This window comes from Streptomyces sp. NPDC041713, from assembly GCF_055591085.1.
This window is the reverse complement of the sequence record NZ_JBVIZY010000004.1, coordinates 298079-324432: the sequence shown is the minus strand read 5'-3', so window position 1 is coordinate 324432 and position 26354 is coordinate 298079. Positions and strand designations below refer to the sequence as shown.

Sequence of the window (26354 nt, the reverse complement as noted above, 5' to 3'; positions counted from 1 at the left end):
TCACCGCTGTCCCTCCACTGCCTGTCCGTTGCCGCTGTCCCTGCCGAGGTCCCGGTCGATGAACGCGAAGATATCGTCGGCCGACGCGTCCTGGATGCGGGCCGCCACCGCCGCCTCGCCCGTCGTCTCCGCCGGGGTGTCCAGCCGGGCCAGCGTGGCGCGGAGCCGCCCGGCCAGCTCGGCGCGTGCGGTGCCGTCCTTCGAGGAGACCGACAGGAGCGAGCTCTCCAGCCGTTCGAACTCCGCGAGGACGCCGGCGAGCGGGTCCGCCGCGCGCGGCGCGAGCTCCTGCCCCAGGTGCGCGGCGAGCTCCGCGGGGTTGGGGTGGTCGAAGACGAACGTGGCCGGCAGCTTCAGGCCGGTCGCCGTCGAGAGCCGGTTGCGCAGCTCCACCGCCGTCAGCGAGTCGAAGCCGAGCTCCCGCAGCCCCTGCGTCGCGTTGACCGGGGCCGCGGCGTCGTGGCCGAGGACGGCCGCGATGTGCGTACGCACCAGGTCGAGCAGCGCCTCCTCGCGCTCCGTGTAGGACATCCGGCCGAGCGCCTTGAGGAGCGCGGACGACCCGGCCGTACCGGCGCCGCCGCTCCTGTGCGTGCCGCGCACCAGGTCCCGCAGGAGGGCGGGGGCCGGGTGGCTCTGGGCCTGCCGCCGCATCCGCGCCAGGTCCAGGCGGACCGGTGCCAGGAGCGGCAGGCCCGCGGCCCACGCGGTGTCGAGCAGGGCGAGCCCCTCGTCGGCGTCGAGTCCGACCACACCGGCGCGGGCGTGGCGGGCCCGGTCGGCGTCGGTGAGCCGTCCGGACATCCCGCTCTCCAGATCCCAGTAGCCCCAGGCCAGCGAGGTCGCCGCGAGCCCGGTGTCGTACCGGTGCCGGGCCAGCGCGTCGAGGAAGGCGTTGGCGGCCGTGTAGCTGCCCTGGCCGGGGCCGCCGAGCAGCCCGGCGACCGAGGAGTACAGGACGAACGCGGACAGGTCGGCGTCCCGCGTCAGCTCGTGCAGATGCCACGCGGCGTCCGCCTTCACCCGCATCACGGCCTCGACCTGCTCGGCGGTGAGGTTCTGCACCACCGCGTCGTCCACGGTGCCCGCGCAGTGGAAGACGGCGGTCAGCGGATGCTCGGCGGGCACCGACTCCACGAGCGCGGCGGCCGCTTCCCGCTCGCCCGGGTCGCAGGCCGCGAAGGTGACCCGCGCGCCGAGCGCGGAGAGTTCCGCCGCCAGCTCCAGGGCGCCCGGCGCGTCGGCCCCGCGCCTGCTGGACAGGAGCAGGTGCCGGGCGCCGTGGCGGCTCACCAGGTGGCGCGCTGTGAGGGCGCCGAGCGCGCCGGTGCCGCCGGTGATCAGCACGGTGCCGTCGGGGTCGAAGGGGACGGGCAGGGTGAACACGGCGGTGGTGCCGGGTGACGGGGGTGCGGCTTCTGCCGCTGGCGCCTGCCGGACGTCCCATACGGAGACGTCGAGCGGCTCCAGGGCGCCGTCGTCGGCCAACTGGGCCAGTTCGGCGAGGATTTCGCGTACGCGGTCGGGGGTTGCGGGGGTGACGGGCTGTCCCGTGCCCGCGCCCGCGCCGGTGCCTGCGTCACCGGGTCCGGAATCGGCACCGGAACGGCGGACGGTCAGGGCCTCCTCGCCGCCGCCGTCGCCGGGCGTGACCGTCGGGGGGTCCTGGCGCCCTATGACCACATCGACCCCATCAACCCCGTCGGCCGCCGGCGCGCCGCCCGATCCGCGGCCCGACAGTCCGCCGCCGACCACATCGAGGTGCCAGTGCGCCGCGAGACCCAGCACGGCCCGGCCGACGGAACCGGTGTCCTCCTCGACGAGCAGCGACTCCCCGCCGCGCGGCACGACGACATCCGCCAGCACGTGGTACGCGGCCACGTAGGCTCCCAGCGATCCCGCCGCCCTTGCCCAACTCCAGCCGGCAGGTACGGGAATGACCACCCCGGCGTCGGCGACGGCCACCGGCCCGACCGCGTCGAACACGCCCATCACGCGGTCGCCCACGGTCACCGAGCCCGCCGCGTCGCCGACCTCGGTCACCACGCCGGCACCTTCGACCGAGCCCGCACGCGCTACCGAGCCCGCCCCGGACAGAGCGTGTGCCCCGCGCGTTCCCGAGCCGGGCACGGTGGCCCGCAGCGCCACCCGCACCTCGTGCGGTTCCAGCGCCCGCCCCGCCTCGGGAGCGTCGACGAGCGACAACGGCCCTCCTGCAGCGGTCCCTCCCGCACCGGCGCCTCCCGCACCAGCCCCTTCCGTACGGCCCCGGGCAAGGCGCCACGTAGTCGATCCGACCGGTGGCGCGAGCCGCACCGAGACGTCGTCGCGTACGAGCCGTGGCACATACGCCTGCCCGTCGCGCAGCGCCAACTCCGGCTCGCGCGAGGCGAGTACGCCCGGCAGCGCGCCGAGAGACGCGTCCAACTCGTCGAGGTCGAGCAGGGTGAGACGGCCGGGGTTCTCCGCCTGCGCGCTGCGTACCAGACCCCACAGGGAGGCGCCCGGCACGTCGCCGAGGATCTCGCCCGGCCTGGTCGCCACCGCGCCCCGGGTGACGACGACGAGGCGGCCGGCCGTGAACGCCGGATCGTCGACCCACTCCTTCAGCAGCGACAGCAGCGCCACGGCAGCCGTCCGCGCGTCCCCGACCGCACCTGCCCCGGCCGAGTCACCGCGTGCGTCCGCACCACCGGCACCACCCGCACCGCCCGAGTCACCGCGTGCACCCGCACCGGCCACGCCGCTCCCCGAACCCGCACCGAGCCCGGTACACACGGCGAGTACGACGTCGGGAGCCTCGCCGCCCGCCTCGACACCGGCCCGGAGCGCGCCGAACGTGCCCCACACGGGGGCATCGGACAGCGCACCGGCGAGCGCGGCGCCCAGCGGTTCGCCGGCCGGCGCCACCACGGCGGGACGCGTGGCACCGCCCCCGTCACCGGCCGCCACGGCCGCCTTCGCCCACACGAGCCCGAAGAGCGCATCGCGGTCCGCCGAACGGGACCCGGCGATCTGGTGCGCGCCGACCGGCCGCACCGTGAGCGAGTCCAGTGTCAACGCCGGCGAACCGTCGCTGTCCACGGCCGTCAGGGCCAGTTGGTCGGGGCCGGTCCGTGCGACGCGGACCCGCAGCCGGGACGCGCCCGACGCGTGCACCCGCAGCCCGCTCCAGGAGAACGGCAGCAGCACCTGGTCGGTCTCGGCGGACGAGGTGACCGCGTCCAGGATCAGCGCGTGCAGGGTGGCGTCGAGGAGCACCGGGTGCACCTGGTAGCGGTCGGCCCGGCCGCTCTCGCTCTCGGGCAGCGCCACCTCGGCGAAGATGTCGTCCCCGAGGCGCCAGGCGCTCACGAGTCCCTGGGAGCCGGGCCCGAAGTCGTATCCGTGCGTGGCGAGTTCGTCGTACGGATCCGTCCCGCCGACCGGGGTGGCTCCGGGTGGCGGCCAGGCCCCGCCGAACGGGACGTCCGCCGCGGAGCCCGCCGCGGAGAGCGCTTCGGCGTCCGCTTCAGCATCCGCTTCGGCGGGCGCGACCACACCCGCGGCATGCCGGGTCCACGTGGCCTCCTCGCCCTCGCTCGCAGGGCGCGAGTAGACGGAGACGGGACGACGGCCGTCCTCGGCGACCGCGCCGACCGCGACCTGCAGATCGACCGTCCCCGCGCCCTCGTCGCCGAAGGTGAGCGGCGTGTGCAGGGTCAGCTCCGCCAGCTCCTCGCAGCCGGTGCGCGCCGCGGCCTGCAGCGCCAGCTCGACGAACGCCGAACCGGGAAGTAGCACGGTGTCCATGACCCGGTGCTCCGCCAGCCACGTCTGGTCGCGCGGCGAGATCCGGCCGGTCAGCACATGGCTGCTGCCGTCCGCGAGTTCCACGGCGGCGCCGAGCAGCGGATGCCCCGCAGAGGCGAGCCCGAGCCCCGCGGGATCCCCGGCGACACCCCTGCGCCCCTCCAACCAGTACCGCTCGCGCTGGAAGGCGTACGTCGGCAGGTCCACCACCCGAGGCAGCGGCACGGCAGGGAACCATCCGGTCCAGTCGACCTCCGCGCCCGCGGTGAAGGCGAGCGCGGCGGCGCGGGCGAGTTGGGCGGCGTCGCCGTGGTCGCGGCGGAGGGTGGGGACGACGGTGGCGGGCAGGGCGGCCCGTTCGATGGTCTCTTCCATGCCGAGGTTGAGGACGGGGTGAGGGCTGGCTTCGATGAAGAGCCGGTAGCCGTCGGCGAGGAGAGCTTCGATGGTGTCGGCGAAGCGGACCTGTTGACGGAGATTGGTGACCCAGTACTCGGTGTCGAGAGCGGTGGTGTCGTCGAGGCGTTCGGCGGTCACGGTGGAGTAGAAAGCGACGTCTGTACGGGTCGGTGCGATCTCCGCCAGACGCTCGGTGAGGAGGTCGTGGAGTTCGTCGATCTGGGGACCGTGGGAGGCGTAACCCACGTCGATGACACGAGCTCGTAGCCCTTGCGACTCGGCCTCCGCGACCACGGTGGCGACATGCTCGGGCGGGCCCGAAATCACCGTAGAGGAAGGCCCGTTGACGGCGGCAACACACACGCCGGGCCGGTCGCCGATCAGCTCACCGGCCTGCTCCGGGCCCGTGCCCAGGGACGCCATGTCCCCGTGCCCCTGCAACTGCCGCAGAGCGTCACTGCGTACGGCAACGATCCGCGCCGCATCCTCCAACGACAACGCACCCGCCACACATGCAGCGGCCATCTCACCCTGCGAATGCCCGACCACGGCGGCCGGAATGACCCCGCAGTCCGCCCACACGGCGGCCAGCGAGACCATCACGGCCCACAGCACCGGCTGCACGACCTCGACCCGGGACAGTTCACTACCGTCCCCGCGCAACACCTCCGTCAACGACCAGTCCACGTAAGCCGACAGCGCCCGCTCACACTCACCGATCCGCGCCGCGAACACCGGAGACTCGTCAAGGAGTTGGGCACCCATGCCCACCCACTGCGACCCCTGCCCCGGAAACACCAACACCGGCCCGGCACCGGAAGCACCCTGGACGGCGCCCGCGACGACATCCGGGGAGGGTTCACCCGCCGCCAAGGACCGAAGCCCCGCGAGGAGCGTCTCGCGGTCCTTGCCCACGACCACGGCCCGGTTCTCGAAGACCGAGCGGCTCTTGACCAGCGACCAGCCCACGTCGAGGGGTGACGCGAGCCGAGCGTCGGCCGTCGCGCGCTCGGCCAGGAGCCCGGCCTGGGCCCGCAGCGCCTCCTCACCGCGCGCCGACACCACCCACGGCACCACTCCGGCCGGGGACCCGACCGTCAGAGCGGCGTCCACAGGTTCCGGTGCGTCGGGGGCCTGCTCCAGGATCAGGTGGGCGTTCGTGCCCGAGATGCCGAAGGCCGAGACGCCCGCGCGGCGCGGACGTTCGCCGCGCGGCCAGGCGACCGGCTCCGACAGGAGGCGCACGCCGCTGCCCTCCCACTCCACGTGCGGTGTGGGGGAGTCGATGTGCAGCGAGGCCGGCAACTGCTCGTTGCGCAGGGCCATGACCATCTTGATGACCCCGGCGACGCCCGCCGACGCCTGGGCGTGGCCGATATTGGACTTGATTGAGCCGAGCCAGAGGGGCCGGTCCTCGGACCGCTCCTTGCCGTACGTCGCGACGAGCGCACTCGCCTCGATGGGGTCGCCCAGCATGGTGCCGGTGCCGTGCGCCTCGATCGCGTCGATGTCCTCGGCGGAGAGGCGGGCGTTGGCGAGCGCCTGCCGGATCACGCGCTGTTGCGCCTGGCCGTTGGGTGCCGTGAGACCGTTGCTCGTACCGTCCTGGTTGATGGCCGAACCCCGGATCACCGCAAGGACGTTGTGGCCGTTGCGGCGGGCCTCGGAGAGCCGTTCGAGGACGAGCAGGCCGACTCCCTCGGCCCATCCCGTGCCGTCGGCGGCGGCCGCGAACGGCTTGCATCGCCCGTCCTTGGCCAGGCCACGCTGCAGGGAGAACTCGACGAAGGCGCCGGGCGTGGCCATCACCGTCGCGCCGCCCGCGAGGGCGAGGGAGCACTCGCCCTGCCGCAGCGCGTGCGCCGCCTGGTGGATCGCCACCAGAGAGGACGAACACCCGGTGTCGATGGTCATCGCCGGGCCTTCGAGCCCGAGGACGTACGACACCCGACCGGAGGCGACACAGCCGAGGTTGCCGGTGCCGATGTACCCCTCGACCTCGGTGGGGCGTTCACCGACGAGCGCCAGATAGTCGAAGATCGTGAGGCCCGTGTACACCCCGGCGTTGCTGCCCTTGAGGGTCTCCCGGTCGAGTCCCGCGCGTTCGATGGCCTCCCACGCGGTCTCCAGGAGCAGCCGTTGCTGGGGGTCCATGGCGACGGCCTCGCGCGGGCTGATACCGAAGAAGCCGGCGTCGAAGTCGCCCGCGTCGTACAGGAATCCGCCCTCGCGCACATAGCTGGTGCCCCGGCTCTCCGGGTCCGGGTCGTACAGCGTCTCCAGGTCCCAGCCCCGGTCGTCGGGGAAGTCCCCCATGGCGTCCCGGCCGGCCGTGACCAGGTCCCACAGCTCCTCGGCCGAGCGGACGTCGCCCGGGTAGCGGCAGGCCATGCCGACGATCGCGATCGGCTCGTCGCCGGCGGCGGACGTGGCCGTCAGGGCGGCGGAGCCGGCGGCCGAGGTGTCGCCGGACAGTTCGGCGAGGAGGAGGTCGGTGAGGGAGTCGGGCGTGGGATGGTCGAAGACGACGGTGGTGGCCAGCGTCAGGCCGGTGCTCTTGTTGAGCCGGTTGCGCAGCTCCACCGCGGTGAGCGAGTCGAAGCCCAGCTCCTGGAAGGGTTGTGTCGCGGGTACGGCGTCGACGTCCGCGTGCCCGAGGGTGGCCGCGGCCTGTGCGCGTACGTGCTGAAGGATCAACTGCCGCTGCTGCGCGGGTTTCGCCTCGGTCAGCTCCCGCTGGAGCGAGGACGCCTCCGCGGACTCCTCCTCGGCTGCCGCGGGCGCGCTATCCCTGCGGTTCTCGGGCAGGTCGGCGAGGAGCGGGCTGGGCCGCTGCGCGGTGAACGTCGACGTGAACTGCGCCCAGTCGAAGTTCGCCACGGTCAGCGTCGTCTCGCCCGCGTCGAGCGCCTGCTGCAGCGCCTTGACGCAGAGCTCCGGGCTCAGCGGGTGCAGGCCGAACCGGCTGAAGAACGTCAACGCGGCCTGATCGGAGGCCATTCCGGCCTCGGCCCAGGGACCCCATGCGATGGAGGTGGCGGGCAGACCTTGGGAGCGGCGGTGTTCGGCGAGCGCGTCGAGGAAGTGGTTGGCGGCGCCGTACGCGCCCTGCTGGCCGCTGCCCCAGACACCGGCGCCGGAGGAGAACATCACGAACGCCGAGAGATCCGCCCCGCGCGTCGCCTCGTGCAGGTGCTGCGCGGCGAGCGCCTTGGGCCGCAGCACCTCGTCCAGCTCCGCGCCCGACACGTCGCCGAGCCCGATGTAGTTCGGCACGCCCGCCGCGTGGATCACGGCCGTCAGCGGATGCTCGTCCGGTACGGACTCGATGAGACCCCGCACCTGCTCGCGGTCACCGACGTCGCACGAGACGATGGTGACGGCGGCACCCAACTCGCGTAGTTCCGCGCCGAGTTCGTCGGCGCCGGGCGCGTCGGGCCCGCGGCGGCTGGTCAGCAGCAGATGCGGGGCGCCTTCCCGCGCGAGCCAGCGGGCGAGGACCGCGCCGATGCCGCCGGTGCCGCCCGTGATGAGAGTGGTCCCCTCGGGCCGCCACTGTATGCCGCTGTCGTGCGCGCGGGCCGGCGCGTGAGTGAGACGACGGGCCTGGACGCCGCCCGCGCGGACGGCCACCTGGTCCTCGTCCCGGAACGCCAGGACCGCGGCGAGACGGGAGAGCGTCTGGTGGTCGACACGCCCCGGAAGGTCGACCAGACCGGCCCACAGCTGCGGATACTCCAGCGCGGCGACCCGCCCGAGCCCCCAGACCTGGGCCTGCACCGGGTGGGTGAGGGCGTCGGTGGCGCTCGTGGAGACGGCGCCCTGGGTGAGGGTGCGTACCGGGACGGTGTTGGTGCCGTCGGCGGCGAGATCGCCCAGGGCCTGGACGAGAGCGGTGGTCGCGGCGAGCCCGGAGGGCACGGCCGGATGCTCGGGATGCGGCTCCTCGTCCAGCGCGAGCAGATTCACGATCCCGGCGCAGGCGCCCCCGTCCCCGTCCCCGTCCCCGTCCGTGAGGGACCGCAGCTCCTGCGCGAGCCCCGCACGCTCCACGGCGCGTGCGTCGACCACATGCTGGCGCACGTCCCCGCCATGTGCGGCGAGCGTCTGCGCGGTCGCCCGGGCCACGGGGTGGTCGGCGTGCGCCGCGGGCAGGAGCACCAGCCAACTGCCGCTCAGATCAGGGGCGGTGGCGTCCGGCTGGTGCTTCCACGTGACGTGGTAGCGCCAGGAGTCGACGGTGGTCTGCTGCCGGTGCCGCTGCCGCCAGGCGGACAGAACAGGCAGCGCGGGCTCCAGCACCTCCACGGTCTCGGCCTGCCCCTGGATACCCAGGCTGTCGACGAGGGTGTCGATGTCCAGGTCCTCGATGGCCTGCCACACCCGCGCCTCGACCGGATCGTGCCCGACGCCCACGGGAACGCCCGCCGCGGGCGGCGCCACCCAGTAGTGCTTGTGCTGGAAGGCGTAGGTGGGGAGGTCGACCGTACGAGGGGCGGGGTCGGCCGGGAACCAGCGCCGCCAGTCGACGTCCGCGCCGGCCACGAACGCCTGGGCGGCGGCGTGCGTGAACTGGACGCGGCCCCCCTGATCACGGCGCAGGGTGGGGACGGTACGGGCGTCGACGCCGGTGGCCTCGAACGTCTCCTGGATGCCGAGGTTGAGGACGGGGTGGGGGCTGGCTTCGATGAAGAGCCGGTAGCCGTCGGCAAGGAGGGCTTCGATGGTGTCGGCGAAGCGGACGGGTTGGCGGAGGTTGGTGACCCAGTACTCGGTGTCGAGGGAGGTGGTGTCGTCGAGGCGTTCGGCGGTCACCGTGGAGTAGAACGCCACGTCGGTGGGGGTGGGCTGGATGTCGGCGAGGCGGTCCGTCAGCAGATCGTGCAGCTCGTCGATCTGCGGACCGTGGGAGGCGTAGCCCACATCGATGACACGGGCTCGTAGCCCTTGGGATTCCGCCTCGGTGACTACGGCGGCCACGTGCTCGGGCGGGCCCGAAATCACCGTGGAGGACGGCCCGTTGACGGCGGCGATACACACGCCCGGCCGGTCGCCGATCAGCTCGGCGGCCCGCTCGGCGCCCGTGCCCAGGGACGCCATGTCCCCGCGCCCCTGCAACTGCCGCAGAGCGTCACTGCGTACGGCGACGATCCGCGCCGCATCCTCCAACGACAACGCACCCGCCACACAAGCAGCAGCCATCTCACCCTGCGAATGCCCCACCACAGCAGCCGGAACAACCCCGCTGTCCGCCCACACGGCGGCGAGCGAGACCATCACGGCCCACAGCACCGGCTGCACGACCTCGACCCGGGACAGCTCCGCCCCGTCCCCGCGCAGCACCTCCGTCAACGACCAGTCCACGTAAGCCGAAAGCGCTCGCTCACACTCACCGATCCGCGCCGCGAACACCGGCGACTCATCGAGCAGTTGGGCGCCCATCCCCACCCACTGCGACCCCTGCCCCGGGAACACCAACACCGGACCGGGACCCACATCCCCGGCCACCCCGGACACCACATCCTGCGACGCCTCACCCGACGCCAACGCACCCAGCCCAGCCGTCAACGCGTTCCGGTCGCCTCCCGCCACCACCGCCCGGTGCGCGAACAGGGGCCGTGTCGTGGCCAGTGACCAGCCGACCTCCACGGGCGAGGCATCCGTGTCCTCTGTCCCCGTGGCCCCGGTACCCGTGCCCCCGGCCGCGTATACGCCCAGCCTCCGCGCCTGGTCACGCAGGGCCTCGCCGGTCCGCCCGGAGACCACCCACGGCACCACCCCGTTCGACGACGGCGCCGCGTCGGGCGCCGGAGCGGGCTCTTCCGCAGCGGACTCCGGTGTGTCCCGCGGCGCCTCCTCCAGGATCAGATGCGCGTTCGTGCCCGAGATGCCGAAGGCCGAGATGCCCGCACGCCGTGTCCGCTCCGCCGGCCAGGTGACCGATTCGGCGAGCAGCCGCACGCCGCCCTGTTCCCACGCCACGTGCGGGGAGGGCGCGTCGATGTGGAGCGAGGCGGGCAGCCGCTCGTTGCGCAGCGCCATGACCATCTTGATGACACCGGCGACACCCGCGGCGGCCTGCGTGTGACCGATGTTCGACTTGACCGATCCGAGCCACAACGGCCGTTCCTCCGGCCGCCCTTGACCGTACGTGGCGAGCAGGGCCTGCGCCTCGATGGGGTCGCCGAGCGTGGTGCCCGTACCGTGGGCCTCCACCGCGTCGACGTCCTCGGGGGAGAGGCGCGCGTTGGCGAGCGCGGCGCGGATGACCCGCTCCTGCGAGGGACCGTTGGGGGCGGCGAGACCGTTGCTCGTACCGTCCTGGTTGATCGCCGAACCCCGCACCACCGCGAGGACTTGATGGCCGCGGCGGCGCGCCTCGGAGAGCAGTTCGAGCGCCACCACGCCCGCGCCCTCGCCCCAGCCGGTGCCGTCGGCGGCGGCCGCGAACGGCTTGCACCGCCCGTCCGGCGCGAGCCCGCGCTGCCGCGAGAACTCGGTGAACGAGCCGGGCGTCGCCATGACCGTCGAGCCGCCGGCCAGTGCGAGGGAGCACTCGCCCTGGCGCAGCGCCTGGGCCGCCAGGTGGATGGCCACCAGGGAGGACGAGCACGCCGTGTCGACGGTCACCGCCGGTCCTTCGAGGCCCAGCGTGTAGGAGATCCGGCCGGACACCACGCTGCCGAGGTTGCCGGTGCCGATGTACCCCTCCACCTCACTGGCCGTCTGGCTGATCAGCGTCAGATAGTCGTGGGCGCTCACGCCGGTGAAGACGCCGGTGTCGCTGCCCTTCAGCGCCTGCGGGTTGAGGCCCGCGTGCTCGATGGCCTCCCATGCGGTCTCCAGGAGCAGCCGTTGCTGGGGGTCCATGGCGACGGCCTCGCGCGGGCTGATGCCGAAGAAGTCGGCGTCGAAGTCGCCCGCGTCGTACAGGAAGGCGCCGTCCCGCACATAGCTGGTGCCGGGGTGTTCCGGGTCGGGGTGGTAGAGCGACTCCAGGTCCCAGCCCCGGTCGTCGGGGAACGCGGCGACCGCGTCGCCCTCGTCGCGCACCAGCCGCCACAGATCCTCGGCGGAGCGTGTGCCGCCGGGATAGCGGCAGGCCATGCCCACGATCGCGACGGGTTCGGCCGACTCCTTGTCGCGGAGCTTTTGGCGGGCCTCGCGCAGCTCCGCGGTGACCCACTTGAGGTGATCGAGAAGCTTCTCCTCGTTCGACATCTGACCCAGGCTCCTTGGCGCTACGTGGTGATCGGGGACGTACGGGTGGGGGAGCGGAGAGGACGGTGGGGGAAGAGGGACGACGGGAGGCGGGCGGGTTCGGGACTTCGCTCAGGACTTCCCGAACTCGCTGGAGATCAGGTCGAAGATGTCGTCCGCGCTGGCCGCCTCCAGATCGGCGTGGGCGGAGTCGCCTCCTTCCGGGGCTTGTTGCGCCGGACTCCACTTCGAGACCAGCACCTGCAGTCGGCCCACGATCCGCCGGCGCGCTGCCTCGTCGACCTCGGCCGTGCCGTACGTGGCGTCCCACTTGTCGAGCGCGGCGAGCACGGTGCCTTCGCCCGCGGCCCCGCCGTCGTCGCCGAGCTGCCCGCGCAGGTGCGCCGCGAGCGCCTCGGACGTCGGATGGTCGAAGATCACGGTGGCCGGCAGGGTGAGCCCGGTCGTGGAGTTGAGCTGGTTGCGCAGCTGGACCGCGGTGAGCGAGTCGAAGCCGAGCTCCTGGAACGGCTGCGCGGCGGGGATGTCCTCGACCGTGCGGCCGAGCGTCGCGGCGGCGTACGTCCGTACGTGCTGGACGAGGAAGCCGAGCCGCTGGGCCGCGGGAGTCTTCGCGAGCTCCGCGCGGAACGCGCTGGTCTCCGCGGCGGAACCGGTCTGCTCGGCCTCCCGCCGGTTCTCCGGGATGTCGTCGAGGAAGGGGCTGGGCCGCTGCGCGGTGAACGTCGGCGTGAACCGCGCCCAGTCGAAGTTCGCCACGGTCAGCGTCGTGTCACCGGCGTCCACCGCCTGGTGCAACGCCTTGACGCACAGCTCCGGTCCGATCGGGAGCAGACCGAAGCGCTTGAAGTACGTCAGCGACTCCGGGTCCGCCGACATCCCGGCCTCGGCCCAGGGCCCCCAGGCGACGGTGGTGGCGGGCAACCCCCGCGAGCGCCGGTGTTCGGCGAGCGCGTCGAGGAAGTGGTTGGCGGCCCCGTACGCACCCTGCTGGCCGCTGCCCCACACACCGGCGCCGGAGGAGAACATCACGAACGCCGAGAGATCCATCCCGCGCGTCGCCTCGTGCAGGGTCCAGGCCGCGCCGGACTTGGAGCCGAGGACCTCGCCCAGACGCGCCGTCGTCAGATCGGCGACCGCCGTCAGATCGGTGATCCCCGCCGCGTGGATGACGGCGGTCAGAGGGTGCTCGTCGGGCATGTCGTCAACAAGGCGGCGCACCCGGTCGGCGTCGCCCACGTCGCAGGCGGTGACGGTCACGGTGGTGCCGAGCTCGTTGAGTTCGGCGGCGAGCTCCGCGGCGCCGGGGGCGTCGGGCCCGCGACGGCTGGTGAGGTGCAGGTGGGGGGCGCCGCGGTGGGCGAGCCAGCGGGCGAGGACGGCGCCGATGCCGCCGGTGCCGCCCGTGATGAGGGTGGTCCCCTCGGGCCGCCAGGCCGGCTCGGTCCGATGGATCGCGGGGGAGGTGGGGGCGTGGGTGAACCGCCGCGTGTGGACGCCGGTGGGACGGATCGCGGTCTGGTCCTCGTCCCCGGGAAGCAGGGCGGCGGCGAACCGTGCGTGGATATGGGTGTCGACGCGCGCCGGGAGGTCGATCAGACCGGCCCACAGGCGGGGATGTTCGAGGGCGGCCACGCGCCCGAGCCCCCAGACGTGGGCCTGCAGGGGATGGGTGAGCGGGTCGGTGGCGCCGGTGGAGACGGCACCCTGGGTGACCGTGTGCAGCGGCGCGCTCGTGCCGTTGTCGCCGAGGGCCTGGACCAGCGCGGTGGTCGCGGCGAGCCCCGCGGGTACGGCGGGATGCTCGGGGTGCGGCTCCTCGTCCAGGGCCAGCAGGTTGACGATGCCGGCGACTCCGTCGGTGTCCACCGAGGCCAGCTCGTCGCGCCGGACCCGGCCGGTCTCCACCGGGTGGAGCCGCACGCCGTCCGCCCCGTGCGCGGTGAGGGCGTCCACGGTGGCCCGTACGGCGGGGTGCTCGACGTGTCCGTCGGGTACGAACAGCAGCCAGGCGCCGCCCAGTTCAGGCGCGGCGACATCCGGTTGATGCTTCCACGTGACGCGATAGCGCCAGGAATCGATGGTCGTCTGGTCCCGATGGCGCCGACGCCAGCCCTGGAGCACCGGCAGCGCGGGCTCCAGCGCCCGTACCGCCTCCGCACTGCCCTCCTCCGAGCCCAACGTCTCGGCCAGAAGCTCGAGATCGAGCTCCTCGACGGCCTGCCACAACTGTGACTCGGCGGCCCCCTGCTCACCACTGCCGGCCACGGGAGCCGCGGCCCGCTCAAGCCAGTAGTGCTGGCGTTGGAAGGCGTAGGTGGGGAGGTCGACGGTACGGGGGGTGGGGTCGGTCGGGAACCAGCGCCGCCAGTCGATGTCGGCGCCTGCGGTGAAGGCGTGGGCGGCGGCGCGGGCGAGTTGGGTGGCGTCGCCGTGGTCGCGGCGGAGGGTGGGGACGACGGTGGCGGTGGCTTGTGCCTGCTCGATGGTCTCTTCCATGCCGAGGTTGAGGACGGGGTGGGGGCTGGCTTCGATGAAGAGCCGGTAGCCGTCGGCGAGGAGGGCCTCGATGGTGTCGGCGAAACGGACGGGTTGGCGGAGGTTGGTGACCCAATACTCGGTGTCCAGCGTCGTGGTGTCCGACAGGCGCTCAGCCGTCACCGTCGAGTAGAAAGCCGTGTCGGTGCGGGTCGGCTGGATGTCGGCCAGGCGCTCGGTGAGGAGGTCGTGGAGTTCGTCGATCTGGGGGCCGTGAGAGGCGTAACCCACGTCGATGACCCGCGCCCGTAGCCCTTGCGACTCGGCCTCCGCCACCACAGCCGCCACATGCTCAGGCGGACCCGAAATCACCGTAGAAGACGGCCCGTTGACGGCGGCAACACACACGCCCGGCCGGTCGCCGATCAGCTCAGCGGCCCGCTCGGCCCCCGTGCCCAGGGACGCCATGTCCCCGTGCCCCTGCAACTGCCGCAGAGCGTCACTGCGTACGGCGACGATCCGCGCCGCATCATCCAACGACAACGCACCCGCCACACACGCGGCAGCCATCTCACCCTGCGAATGCCCCACCACGGCAGCCGGAACAATCCCAGAGTCCGCCCACACGGCGGCCAGCGACACCATCACCGCCCACAGCACCGGCTGCACGACCTCAACCCGGGACAGCTCCGCCCCGTCCCCGCGCAACACCTCCGTCAACGACCAGTCCACGTAAGCCGAAAGCGCCCGCTCACACTCACCCATCCGCGCAGCGAACACCGGCGACTCATCGAGGAGTTGGGCACCCATGCCCACCCACTGCGACCCCTGCCCCGGAAACACCAACACCGGCCCGGCACCACCAGAGGTCGCCGCACCGGACACCACATCCGCCGACACCTCACCCGACGCCAACGCACCCAGCCCCGCCGTCAAAGCGTCCCGGTCACGCCCCACCACCACGGCCCGATGCTCGAACACCGACCGTGTCGTGGCCAACGACCACCCCACCTCCGAAGCCGAGACATCCTCGTCCCGTCCCGTGAACTCACCGAGCTTCCGGGCCTGTTCACGTAGAGCCGCCACAGACCGCCCCGACACCACCCACGGCATCACCCCACCCGCGACGGCGCCCACCCCCTCCCGGGCAGCGGCTGAAGCAGAAGTAGTATCAGAAGCCGTATTAAAGGCAGAAGCCGTGTCAGCAGCAGGTACCTCCGCCGGCGCCTCCTCCAGGATCAGGTGCGCGTTCGTCCCCGAGAAGCCGAACGACGAGACCCCGGCCCGGCGCGGGCGTTCGCCGCGCGGCCACTTCACCGCCTCGGTGAGCAGGCGCAGCCCGCTGCCGTCCCACTCCACGTGCGGGGACGGCTCGTCGACGTGCAGGATGGCGGGCAGCAGGTCGTTGCGCAGGGCCATCACCATCTTGATGACGCCCGCGACGCCCGCGGCGATCTGCGTGTGGCCGATGTTGGACTTCACCGCACCGACCCACAGGGGGCGGTCCTCCGGCCGCTCCTGCCCGTAGGCGGCGATGAGGGCGCCGGCCTCGATCGGGTCGCCGAGCGTCGTCCCCGTACCGTGCGCCTCCACGACGTCGACGTCCTCGGCGGTGAGGCGGGCGTTGGCGAGGGCGGCGCGGATGACCCGCTCCTGGGCGGGGCCGTTGGGCGCGGTGAGGCCGTTGCTCGCGCCGTCCTGGTTGACGGCCGAGCCCCGGATCACCGCGAGGATCTTCCGGCCGTTGCGGCGCGCGTCGGAGAGCCGCTCCAGGAGCAGCACGCCGGTGCCCTCGGCCATGCCCATGCCGTCGCTGTTCGCCGAGAACGGCTTGCACCGGCCGTCGGGGGCGAGGCCGCGCAGTTCGCTGAAGCCGATCAGCGGGGCCGACGACGACATCACGTACGTGCCGCCCGCCAGGGCCAGCGAACACTCCTGGGCGCGCAGGGACTGTGCCGCGAGATGGAGGGAGACGAGCGACGAGGAGCACGCGGTGTCGACCGTGACCGCCTGGCCCTCCAGCCCCAGGGTGTAGGCGACGCGGCCCGAGGTGACGCTACCGGAGTTGCCGATGGTGAAGTAGCCGGCGGTGCCCTCGGGCACCTCGGAGGCGCCGAGGGCGTAGTCGAGGCCGTCGCAGCCGATGAAGGTGCTCGTGGCGCTGCCGCGCAGGGTGAACGGGTCGATGCCGGCGCGTTCGACCGCTTCCCACGCCGTCTCCAGGGCGAGCCGCTGCTGTGGCGCCATGGCCAGCGCCTCGCTCGGGCCGATGCCGAAGAAGGTGGAGTCGAAGTCGCCCGCGTCGTAGACGAAGCCGCCCTCGCGGACGTAACTGGTGCCGGTGCTCTCGGGATCCGGGTCGTAGAGCGCGTCGAGGTCCCAGTTGCGGTTGCCGGGCAGCGGGGCGACGGCGTCGCCGCCCGCGGAGATCAGATCCCAGAACTCCTCGGGAGACCGGACACCGCCCGGAAGCCGGCAGGCCATGCCGACGACCGCGATCGGCTCGTGGCCCGCCGACTCGACGTCCTGCAGCCGGCGTTCCGTCTGACGCAGGTCCGCTGTGACCCGCTTGAGATACTCAAGAAGCTTCTCTTCGTTGTGCGCCATCCCGGTGACAACCGCTCCTCTCCGCGAGAACGGCCGGGCCCCTGACCCGATGGCCGGACGGCCGCGGGGTCGGCATGTGCATCGGGCAGGCGGAGCCCCGCCGGTCCGCAGACTCCTCGACGGCGCTAAAGCCCTCCTAATACTCGGCTGTGTACGCAGCTTCTTAGGGCCGCTTAAGCGATGGCTGCAAAGGTGAGCCGGTGTCAGGTCGTCACGCTCTGATCACGCGAAGCGGGACGTCGTCACGCTCCGATCACGCGAAGCGAGGCATCGTGTCCATCACGAACAGCAAGCCGGCCGCCCCACTCCCGGACCTGGTCGACCCGTCGTTCTGGGGGCGGTCGCACGAGGAACGCGTGGCGCTGTTCGAGGAGTTGCGCGGGCTGCCGCACCCGGCGTTCATCCGGCAGAACATGCCGGGCGTGCCCTGGACGTTCGGCTACCACGCGCTGGTGAAGTACGCGGACATCGCGGAGGTGAGCCGCCGGCCGCAGGACTTCTCCTCGAACGGCGCGACCACCATCATCGGCCTGCCGCCCGAGCTGGACGAGTACTACGGCTCGATGATCAACATGGACAATCCCGAGCACTCCCGGTTGCGCCGGATCGTCTCGCGCTCCTTCGGTCGCACCATGGTGCCGGAGTTCGAGGCGGTGGCGACGCGCACGGCGCGGCGCATCATCGCCGAACTCGTCGAGCGCGGGCCCGGGGACTTCATCAGGCCCGTCGCGGCGGAGATGCCGATCGCGGTGCTCAGCGACATGATGGGGATCCCCGAGAAGGACTACGACTTCCTCTTCGAGCGGTCCAACACGATCGTCGGCCCCCTCGATCCGGACTACGTGCCCGACCGCGCCGACTCCGAGCGTGCGGTGGTGGAGGCGTCACGGGAGCTCGGCGACTACATCGCCGGTCTCCGGGAGGAGCGGCTGGCCTCGCCCGGCGACGACCTGATCACCAAGCTGGTGCAAGTCCAGGCGGACGGCGAGCAGTTGACGCGCCAGGAGCTCGTGTCGTTCTTCATCCTGCTCGTCATCGCCGGGATGGAGACCACCCGCAACGCCATCTCGCACGCCCTGGTGCTGCTGACCGAGCACCCCGAGCAGAAGCAGCTGCTCGTGTCGGACTTCGACCGGTACGCCAAGGACGCGGTCGAGGAGATCCTACGGGTCTCCACGCCCATCAACTGGATGCGCCGGGTCGCCACCCGCGACTGCGACATGAACGGCCACCGGTTCCGCAGGGGCGACCGGATCTTCCTGTTCTACTGGTCCGGCAACCGCGACGAGAACGTCTTCCCCGACCCGTACCGCTTCGACATCACGCGCGGCGCGAACGCGCACGTCACGTTCGGGGCGGTGGGCCCGCACGTGTGTCTCGGCGCACACCTCGCCCGGATGGAGATCACCGCCCTGTACCGGGAGTTGCTCGCCGCGCTGCCCCAGATCCACGCCGTGGGGCAGCCGCGGCGCCTCGACTCCAGCTTCATCGAGGGCATCAAGCACCTGCACTGCGCCTTCTGACAGCACTCTGACTTCTGACGGTCCTCCGAGCGCCTTCTGACGCACCGATCCTGCCGCGGGCCGGCCGCAGACGTACGCCTCCTCCGTGCGCGCACGCCGTGCGACGGGCCGTCGGGCCGGTCAGCGGCCGGACATCGCCAGGGGCGGGGACATCAGATGCGTGTCACCGGAGAGGATGGCCCGCTGCAGTTCCTGGAGCGGGCGCCCCGGTTCGAGGCCCAGTTCGTCGTTGAGCGTCTTGCGGACCGACTGGTACACCTTGAGCGCGTCCGCCTGCCGCTCGGAGCGGTAGAGCGCCAGCATGAGCTGGCGGTAGAACGCCTCGCACATCGGGTTCTCCGCGGTCAGGGCGTACAGCATGCCGACCGCCTCCCGGTGTCTGCCGAGCTGCAGCTGACACTCGACGAGCATTTCCTGGCACTCCAGGCGGATCTCGTTCAGCCAGGTGGAGAACCCGTCCACGATCGGGCCGTTGGCGACGGTCCCGTTCCCGCCCTGTCCGAGGATCGGCCCGCGCCACAGCGCGAGGGCCTGTCCGAAGCAGGAGGCCGCCTCGTCGTACCGCTGCTCCCTGAGCAACGAGCGTCCCGAGTCGACCAGTTCGGGGAAGACCTGGGCGTCGATCCGGTCGTCGCCCTTGCGCAGCACGTATCCCGGCGCGCGGGTCTCGACCGGGTTGCCGGTCGAGCCGGGTACCTTGAGGAACTTGCGGAGCTGGGAGATGTACACGTGGAGTCCCGCGGTGGCCCGCCGGGGCAGGTCCTCGCCCCAGATCTCCCGCATCAGCTGCTCCAGGGAGACCAGTTGGTCGGCCCGGATGAGCAGCACGGTGAGGACGACTTCGACCTTCTGCGCGTTGATGGTGCCGTACGTGTTGCCGTTCCTGATGCGGAGCGGGCCGAGGATCTCGTACCTCATCGGGCCGTCCCCCCTGCCGTCCGCGCCGCGGGCCGGCGCGTGCGGTCCGCCAGGGCGCCGGCGATGATCCGCGAGACGTCCCTCTGGTGGGTGTTGAGGTAGAAGTGGCCCCCGGGGAAGACCTTGAGGTCGAAGGGGCCCGCGGTGTGTTCCCGCCAGGCCGCGACGTCGTCCTGCGGGGCCTGCGTGTCCCGGTCGCCGACCAGTGCGGTGATGGGGCAGTCCAGAGGTGGCGCCGGTTTCCACCGGTACAACTCGACCGCGCGGTAGTCGTTGCGGACGACGGGGAGGATGTCCGCGAGCAGCTCGGGGTCGTTCAGGAACATCGGGTCCGTGCCGCCGGCGCGGCGCAGCTCCGCGGCCAACTCGCGGTCGTTCAGGAGGTGGACGGTGCCCGGCCGGAACCGGGAGGGGGCGCGGCGCCCCGACATGAACAGGTGGCAGGGCCGCGCGCCCGTGTGCTCACCGAGCCGCTGCGCGACTTCGTAGGCGAGCACGGCGCCCATGCTGTGGCCGAAGAAGGCGAGCGGCTTGTCGTCGAACGGCGCGAGGGCCTCGGTGACCAGGTCGGCGAGGGTCGGGATGTCGTCGATGAGCCGCTCGCGGCGCCGGTCCTGTCGGCCGGGGTACTGCACGGCCAGGACTTCGGCGTCCGGCAGCAGCGTGGGGGACTGCGCCAGGGGGTGGAAGTAGGTGGCCGAGCCGCCTGCGTGGGGGAAGCAGACCAGAGAGACGGCGGCCTCTGGCCGGGGCCGGAAACGGCGTATCCAGGGGTCCGACATATCGGGTGTGGGGGAGGCAGACAAGATCTTTCCCTTCGCCAGGAACGCTGACAACGGTGTCGCCACATCGCATTGCAGCTCCTGATCATGCGCAGCTCAAAGTTTAAAGGGCAACGTGCGTTAGATCGCAACAGCGCGGAATCGGACATTCCCTTTACTTTCTGTTCGGATTCTTTCGTGATCGAATCACAAGTGGACGGTTTAAGGTGAATTTGAATATGAATGCTGGGTGATGCGCCTTGGCGGACGTGCGGCCCGGCAGGTGTGGTGCGGCCCACGGGTCGCCTCCAAGGAGTCGTTGTGCGGCCTGGGTCGGGGGACGGTGGCCGAGGGCCCGGTCAGTGGCCCTTGAACCCGGCTGGAGCCGCCGTGGACTCTCGCTCCACTCACCCGCGTGCCGTTCTTTGCGCGAATATTACGCGCCCCTGGTTTTACCCTTTATCGCGTCTGCTGGCCTGCGCTATTTCTCGCTCTCCGCGCCGTCGCGAGGAAATGATCTGTTTTCCCCGTGTGGCTGGTGCGTGAATAACGTACGACGCCGATTGTGGCCGGTTGTTTTCTTGCGGTGTCGACGGCTCCGGATCGGTCCTGATGGCGGCTCCTGTGCTGGTCGGCGCCGGTCGGGAAGCGCGGTAGGTGGCCGTGTCACGGCCGTGGAGGGTGGGGCGGCGGGCCGTTGGCGGGAGTCGCGTGGCCGGATCCGCTCCCGTGTGCAGGGACGGTGGCCGGGCTACCCGGCTTCGTGGACGTCGGGGCGGGGTTGTCACCTTTTGGGGTGACTCGCCTCGTTCAAGGGGCCCTGGCCGACGGGCCATCGGCGATCGTCGTGCCATGGATGAAGGGCGCCGCCTGCGGGAAAGCGGTCGGTCGGGAGCCGGCCCGCCCGCCCCACGGGCGCCCGTCACCCCCCCCACCACCCGTATCGAAGGCGCTCGGGCACACACCCCCGCCGCCCCCGGCGGGCCCCACCGGGCGGGCCCGCCACACGAAGGAGCACAAGACGATGAGCGAGAGCATGTCGTGGCTGATGCGGGACATCCGCCGGGCCCGCAAACAGGGCCCGGACGCGGTCGCGCGGCGCCGAGGTGACCGGCTCGCGGACCTGGTCGCCCACGCCCGCTCCGCATCGCCGTACTACCGGGAGCTCTACCGGGGTCTGCCCGAGCGGATCGACGACCCCGCGCTGCTGCCGGTCACCGACAAGAAGCAGTTGATGGACCACTTCGACGACTGGCCGACGGACCGGGACATCACCTTCGAGAAGGTGCGCGCGTTCACCGACGACCCCGACCTGATCGGCCGGCGCTTCCTCGGTCGCTATCTGGTGGCCACCACCTCGGGGACCAGCGGCAGGCGCGGCCTGTTCGTGCTCGACGACCGGTACATGTCCGTCTCGTCCGCCGTCTCCTCCCGGGTGCTCGCCTCCTGGCTGGGCCCCCTCGGCATCGCCCGTGCGGTCGCCCGCGGCGGCCGCTTCGCCCAACTCGTCGCCACCGAAGGGCACTACGTCGGCTTCGCCGGCTACTCCCGGATGGCCCTGGAGGGCGGGGGTCGCAGCAAACTGCTCCGCGCCTTTTCGGTGCACGAACCGATGGCGAAGCTGGTGGCCGAACTCAACGACTACCGACCGGCGTTCGTCATCGGCTACGCCAGTACGATCATGCTGCTCACCGCCGAGCAGGAGGCGGGCCGGCTGCACATCGACCCGGTGCTCATCGAACCGGCCGGCGAGACGATGAGCGAGAGCGACACCGACCGCATCGCGAAGGCCTTCGGCGCCAAGGTGCGCACGATGTACAGCGCGACGGAGTGCACCTATCTCAGCCACGGCTGCGTCGAGGGCTGGTACCACGTCAACGACGACTGGGCCGTGCTCGAACCGGTCGACGCCGACCTGCGGCCCACGCCGGCCGGGGAGTTCTCGCACACCGTCCTGATCAGCAACCTCGCCAACCGCGTCCAGCCGTTCCTGCGGTACGACCTGGGCGACAGCGTCATGGTCCGCCCCGACCCCTGCCCCTGCGGCGCCACGTCACCCGCGATCCGGGTCCAGGGCCGGGCCGGTGACATCCTCAGCTTCCCCTCCGGCCGAGGTGACGACGTCAGGCTCGCCCCGCTGGCCTTCAGCAGCCTCTTCGACCGGATGCCCGGCGTCGAGCTGTTCCAGATCGAGCAGACCGAGCCGTCGACGCTGCGGGTCCGCATGGTCAAGGCCCCCGGCGCCGACGCCGACCGCGTGTGGCGCAACGCCCACGACGGACTGACCCGCCTGCTCGCCGACAACAAGCTCGACAACGTCACCGTGGAACGGGCCGAGGAACCGCCCCGGCAGGGGGACGGCGGCAAGTACCGGACGATCATCCCGCACGCCGCAGCCTGACCGGTCCCACGCCGCCGTCTGACCGGTCCCACGCCGGCGGCCGGCCCCGGCTCACCCGGCGAGCCGGCCGCCGCGTCTCACCGCGCGTACTCGCGCAGCGGCGGTTCCGCGTCGGCCCACGGCTGGCTGTGGATGAGCAGCTCGATGGGGTAATTGAGCAGGCCGGGCAGCGCGTTGACGGCCTCCTCGCTGTTGAGCGGCATGATCGGCTTGGCGCAGTGCGCGCGGTCGATCCGGCCGGAGTCGGCCGGGCCCGCGTGCTCGACCGCGTCGGCGACCAGGTCGTAGCTGACCTGGTCGACGACCATGGCGATGTGCGTCGGCCAGGGGCGTCCGGGGCAGATGTCCTGGACGCCGACGCGCCGGGCGCCCGGCAGCGACGGGGCCTGCCCGTCGGCGACCACGGACTCGTCGGCGTACGAGAAGACGGTGGTGTACGACGGGCCCGCGGGCATCGGTGTGCCCCCGGCGTTCAGCGCCTTCGTCCAGTTCGAGTCACGGGCGAACTGCAGGACCGACGCGGGGCAGCGGGCGACCTCGGTGATCAGGCGGCACGGACTGGCGAGCCGGGTGCCCTGGAACGGGGCGCCCAGCGTCACCATGTCGTCGACCTTGCCCGCGAGGTCCGGCCAGAACCGCAGGGCCCACGCCGTCAGGAGCCCGCCCTGACTGTGCCCGACCAGGTCGACCTTGCGGCCGGTGCGCTCCTGCACGGTGCGCGCCGCGTACACCACGTACTCGACGGACTCCTGCATGTCCCTGAGCCCGCGTCCCGGCGAGTCCACCCAACAGCCCTGATAGCCCTTCTTGTTGAGCTCCGCCATGTAGTTCCAGGCGTAGTTCTCCTCGCCCTTGAGGCCGGTGCCCGGCACGAAGACGACCGTCGGTTTGTCGCTCGCCTCGCGCAGGTCGTCGAGGTCCGTCTGGCAGTGCAGTGCCGCCGCGAGTTGGGCCGTCGGGATCTCCAGCGGCGGCGACGGATCGGCCGCCGCCCGGGCGGCGGATGCGGGCAGGACGGACAGGGTCAGCACGGCCGCCGCGAGACCGCCGAGCCAAGAGGACGTGCGCACAGGGACCTCCGTGGGGGTGGGGGGAGCGCCCTGCCGTGGGAGCTCCGCATCGTGGAGCGATGCCACGGTATACGTCAACGACCGCACAGGGCACGTGAGTTGAGCGGAACTCCAGGGGTTACGGAACTCCAGGGGTCACGGAACTCCAGAGGTCACATCAGGGGCCGTCGGTCGCCCCGGCGTGCGGAGCCCGCCCCGCCGCCACGACGGAACCCAGCCGGTCGACGATGACGTCGATCTCCTCGTCCGTCAACGGGACGAGTTCAAGGGCGAGTTCGTACCGGTCCCGAGCGTCGTCCATGAGCCAGATCGGCGGGGAGCCCGCCCGCAGCGCATCCGCCACGGCGACGGCGTCCACGCCGGACACCGCGGCATCGAAGCGGAGCCGGGCGCGCGGAAAGGGCAGCCCCGTCGGGTCGGGCACGGCCACCGCGTGGACGCCCGGCAGCGCGCCCGCCCTCGCGGTGAACCGCGCGACCTTCTCCTCCTGCTCCTGCCGCCAGGCCCGTAGATCCGTCTCCTGCCTCGCACGCACCGCGGCGAGCACACCGCACACGGCCTCCTTGCTCGCCTTCATCGCGCGCCCGATGCCCTTCTCCTGCGCCCGGACCGCGCGCACCATCCCGGCGCGCCCGATCACGAGCCCCGCCGTCGGGGCGCCCAGATACTTCTGGCCGCTGACCAGCACGAGATCCGCGCCGGTCCCGAGCAGCTCCTCGATGCGCAGGTCCTGCGCCGCCCCGTCGACGACGGCGGGCACCCCGTGCCGGTGCGCGGTCGCGACGGCCTCCGCGAGCGGGATGTCCGCGCCCCGCACGAGCCGCGACGACACGAGGAGCAGGCACGCCGTGCCGGGCCGGGAGAGCTCCTCGTCCAGGTCCGCGACCGTGCAGCCGGCCTCCGTCCCCGTCGGGACCGGAAGGGCGCCCGCGAGGCGGATGTCCTGCAGCAGGGGGTGACCGTAGTCGATCGTGTGCCCGGCGGGGAGCACCACGCGCGTGGGCATGCCGCTCGTGTCCGGCAGCGCCGCGACCCGCTCGACGGAGTCGCCCGTCATCGACGCCGCGACCGACAGCGTGAGGGCGGACGAGGTGCAGTGCACCACCGTCGCGGCCTCCGCCCCCGTCGCCGCGGCGACCGTACGTCCCGCGACGTCCTGCAGCTCCGCCATGACGAAGAACTCGCCCAGCGCCTCGGCGGCGGCCGCCGCGACGGAGTCCGCGCTCCGTGACACGCCCAGCGGGGTGTAGGTTCCCCGGGCGTTGATGATCCGCGTGAGCCCGTACCGCTCGTGCACGCCCGCCGTGGGGCGGGACGGGTGCCGGGGCGCGTGCCGGGGCGGGGCGCCGCCCGCCTGCGCTGCCGCCATCTCGGCGGTGAGGGCCCAGCGTTCGTGGTCCCGCCACGCGCCGCCGATGAACTGGAAGGCCTCCGAGAGGCCCTCGCGCCGGAACCCCAGGCGCCGCACGAGATTCAGCGAAGCCACGTTGTCCGGCTGGATGTTCGCCTCCAGACGGTGCAACTCCAGCTCCTCGAAGGCGAACCGGACCACCAGTCCGAGACCCTCGGTCAGGTAACCCCGGCCGACGGTGGAGGCGTAGGCGGTGTATCCGAGCGTGCCGCTGCACAGCGAACCGCGGACGATGTTGTTGACGTTGACGCCGCCCACGATCGCGCCGGTGTCGCGCAGACAGACCACGAAGCCTTCGTGGGTGGGCTGTTGGAAGCGGGCGAGGGAGGCTTCGAAGGCCTCCACCGACGCCTCACGGACGCCGAGCCAACGGTGCAGCAGGTCGGCGCTCTCCGCGCGGAGAGCGGTGATCTCCTCGTAGTCCTCGCGGCGGATGCGGCGTACGGCCACGCGCGGGCCGTGCCGGAGGTAGGTGGCGGGGGGTGTGGTGGATGCCATCCAGTGATCGTATGGGCGTACGAGCATCGCCTCGCCCAGCGGTCGCCCAGCTGTCGCTCGGCTGTCGTTCGGCTCGGCCATCCCCTCGCTCAGCCCACCATCCGCCCGTCCGTCCGTTCGCTCAGCGCCCCGTGCTGCCGTCGATGAGCTCGCGGAGGATGTCCGCGTGCCCCGCGTGGCGGCCGGTCTCCTCGATGAGGTGGGTCAGCGCCCAGCGGACGCTCGGCCCCGGGTGGCCGGGCCGGGGGAGTGGTGCGCCGAGGTCGGCGCAGGTGTCGAGCACCTCGTTCGCACGGTCGACGGTCGCCCGGTAGCGGGCGACGACCTCGGCGACACCGTCCTGCGGGTCCGCCAGGAACGTCGCCTGCCAGTCGGTGACCTTCTCGCCGAGGAACGTCGCGCTCTCCACGGCGGTCAGGTGATTCAGCAGGCCCAGCAGGTTGGTGCCCGACGGCACGGCGGCCGTGCGCACGTCGGGTTCCGGCGCTCCGTCGACCTTCGCCGCGACCGAGGCGCGCAGATAGTCGAGGAAGCCCCGCAGGACCTCGGTCTCGCTGTTCCCGGTGCGCGGCGGAGGCGCGTCGGAGCGGCGGGAGGCGGTGGGCATGGCGTTCTCCTTGTGGCGGGACGTCACCGTTGGGGATGTCACCGGTTCCGGCGGATGAGCAGGACGTGGTCGACGACCTCGGCCGTGGTCGTCCCGTCGGGTCCGACCGCGACGCGGCGCGCCTTCTCCGCGCGTTCGACCGCCCACTGCGCGGGCGGGAGCCGCAACGACGCCGCGACCTCCTCGGGCGACGGGAAGCGCACGTCCGGGTCCTGGTTCCACGACCACGGCGCGGTCGACCCGTGGTCGACGACCAGGAGCCGCCCACCCGGGCGCAGCAGGTGGGCGGCGGAGCGCAGGACGGCCGCCCTGTCCTGCTCGTAGGGGGCGTGGAAGTAGTGGGCGGTGACCAGGTCGTACGCCGTCCCGGGCAGCGACGCGCGTACGTCGTGCCGCGCGGCGGTGATCCGGTCGCCCAGGCCGCGTGCGCGGGCCAGCCGGCCGAGCCGGGTGGCCGCCACGTCCGAGACGTCGACGGCGGTGACCTGCCAGCCGCGCCCCGCGAGCCACAGCGCGTCGCCGCCACCACCGCACCCGATGTCCAGCACGTCCCCCGGGGTCAGGTCGGAGACGTGCTCCACGAGGCGGGCGTTCGGCTGCGGCGCGGCGGGCGCGGGCCGCTCCGCGTACACCTTGTCCCAGTACGTGGCCGCGTCGGTCTGCTCCAT

Annotated in this window: 10 protein-coding genes and 1 pseudogene; 2 read left to right on the top strand and 9 right to left on the bottom strand. The window is 72.3% G+C overall.

Translation table 11 applies throughout. The features are described from left to right. Nucleotides 1–11412, bottom strand: coding sequence for a type I polyketide synthase (locus ACZ6CV_RS14700; RefSeq protein WP_469251155.1), 11412 nt, complete (start codon nt 11410–11412; stop codon nt 1–3). A 111-nt stretch (nt 11413–11523) separates the two neighbouring features. Beyond that, nucleotides 11524–16497, bottom strand: coding sequence for a type I polyketide synthase (locus tag ACZ6CV_RS14695; RefSeq protein WP_469251154.1), 4974 nt, complete (start codon nt 16495–16497; stop codon nt 11524–11526). A 272-nt stretch (nt 16498–16769) separates the two neighbouring features. Here ACZ6CV_RS14695 and ACZ6CV_RS14690 point away from each other — a divergent pair, with 272 nt between their 5' ends. Further along, nucleotides 16770–18020: a cytochrome P450 gene (locus tag ACZ6CV_RS14690; RefSeq protein ID WP_469251153.1), complete on the top strand. Its 1251-nt coding sequence runs from the start codon at nt 16770–16772 to the stop codon at nt 18018–18020. A 120-nt stretch (nt 18021–18140) separates the two neighbouring features. On the opposite strand, the gene ACZ6CV_RS14685 is transcribed toward ACZ6CV_RS14690, so the two are convergent. Next, on the bottom strand, nt 18141–18938 hold the full coding sequence (locus ACZ6CV_RS14685) for an AfsR/SARP family transcriptional regulator (RefSeq protein ID WP_469251152.1): 798 nt from the start codon (nt 18936–18938) through the stop codon (nt 18141–18143). Then, entirely contained in the window at nt 18935–19720 is a 786-nt protein-coding gene (locus tag ACZ6CV_RS14680; protein ID WP_469251151.1) for a thioesterase II family protein, read from the bottom strand. Before ACZ6CV_RS14680 ends, ACZ6CV_RS14685 begins: the two co-directional genes overlap by 4 nt. Before the next feature lie 1003 nt (nt 19721–20723). On the opposite strand from ACZ6CV_RS14680, the gene ACZ6CV_RS14675 reads away from it, so the two are divergent. Continuing rightward, nucleotides 20724–22100: a phenylacetate--CoA ligase family protein gene (locus tag ACZ6CV_RS14675; protein WP_469251150.1), complete on the top strand. Its 1377-nt coding sequence runs from the start codon at nt 20724–20726 to the stop codon at nt 22098–22100. 77 nt (nt 22101–22177) lie between these two features. On the opposite strand, the gene ACZ6CV_RS14670 is transcribed toward ACZ6CV_RS14675, so the two are convergent. From ACZ6CV_RS14670 to ACZ6CV_RS14650, 5 genes and pseudogenes are all read right to left on the bottom strand, one after another. Next, nucleotides 22178–23170 (bottom strand): esterase/lipase family protein, encoded by a 993-nt coding sequence (locus ACZ6CV_RS14670; protein ID WP_469251149.1) that lies wholly within the window; start codon nt 23168–23170, stop codon nt 22178–22180. Nucleotides 23171–23327: 157 nt separating this feature from the next. Next, nucleotides 23328–24176 (bottom strand): aminotransferase class V-fold PLP-dependent enzyme, encoded by an 849-nt coding sequence (locus tag ACZ6CV_RS14665; RefSeq protein WP_469251470.1) that lies wholly within the window; start codon nt 24174–24176, stop codon nt 23328–23330. 366 nt (nt 24177–24542) lie between these two features. Next, nucleotides 24543–25079: pseudogene (locus ACZ6CV_RS14660) on the bottom strand (GNAT family N-acetyltransferase); the annotation flags it as partial. 121 nt (nt 25080–25200) lie between these two features. Beyond that, a complete protein-coding gene (locus ACZ6CV_RS14655; protein ID WP_469251148.1) occupies nt 25201–25686 on the bottom strand; it encodes a DinB family protein in 486 nt (161 codons plus the stop codon). 38 nt (nt 25687–25724) lie between these two features. Then, nucleotides 25725–26354 carry a class I SAM-dependent methyltransferase gene (locus ACZ6CV_RS14650; RefSeq protein WP_469251147.1) on the bottom strand — a complete coding sequence of 210 codons (630 nt, stop codon included), beginning with the start codon at nt 26352–26354 and terminating at the stop codon, nt 25725–25727.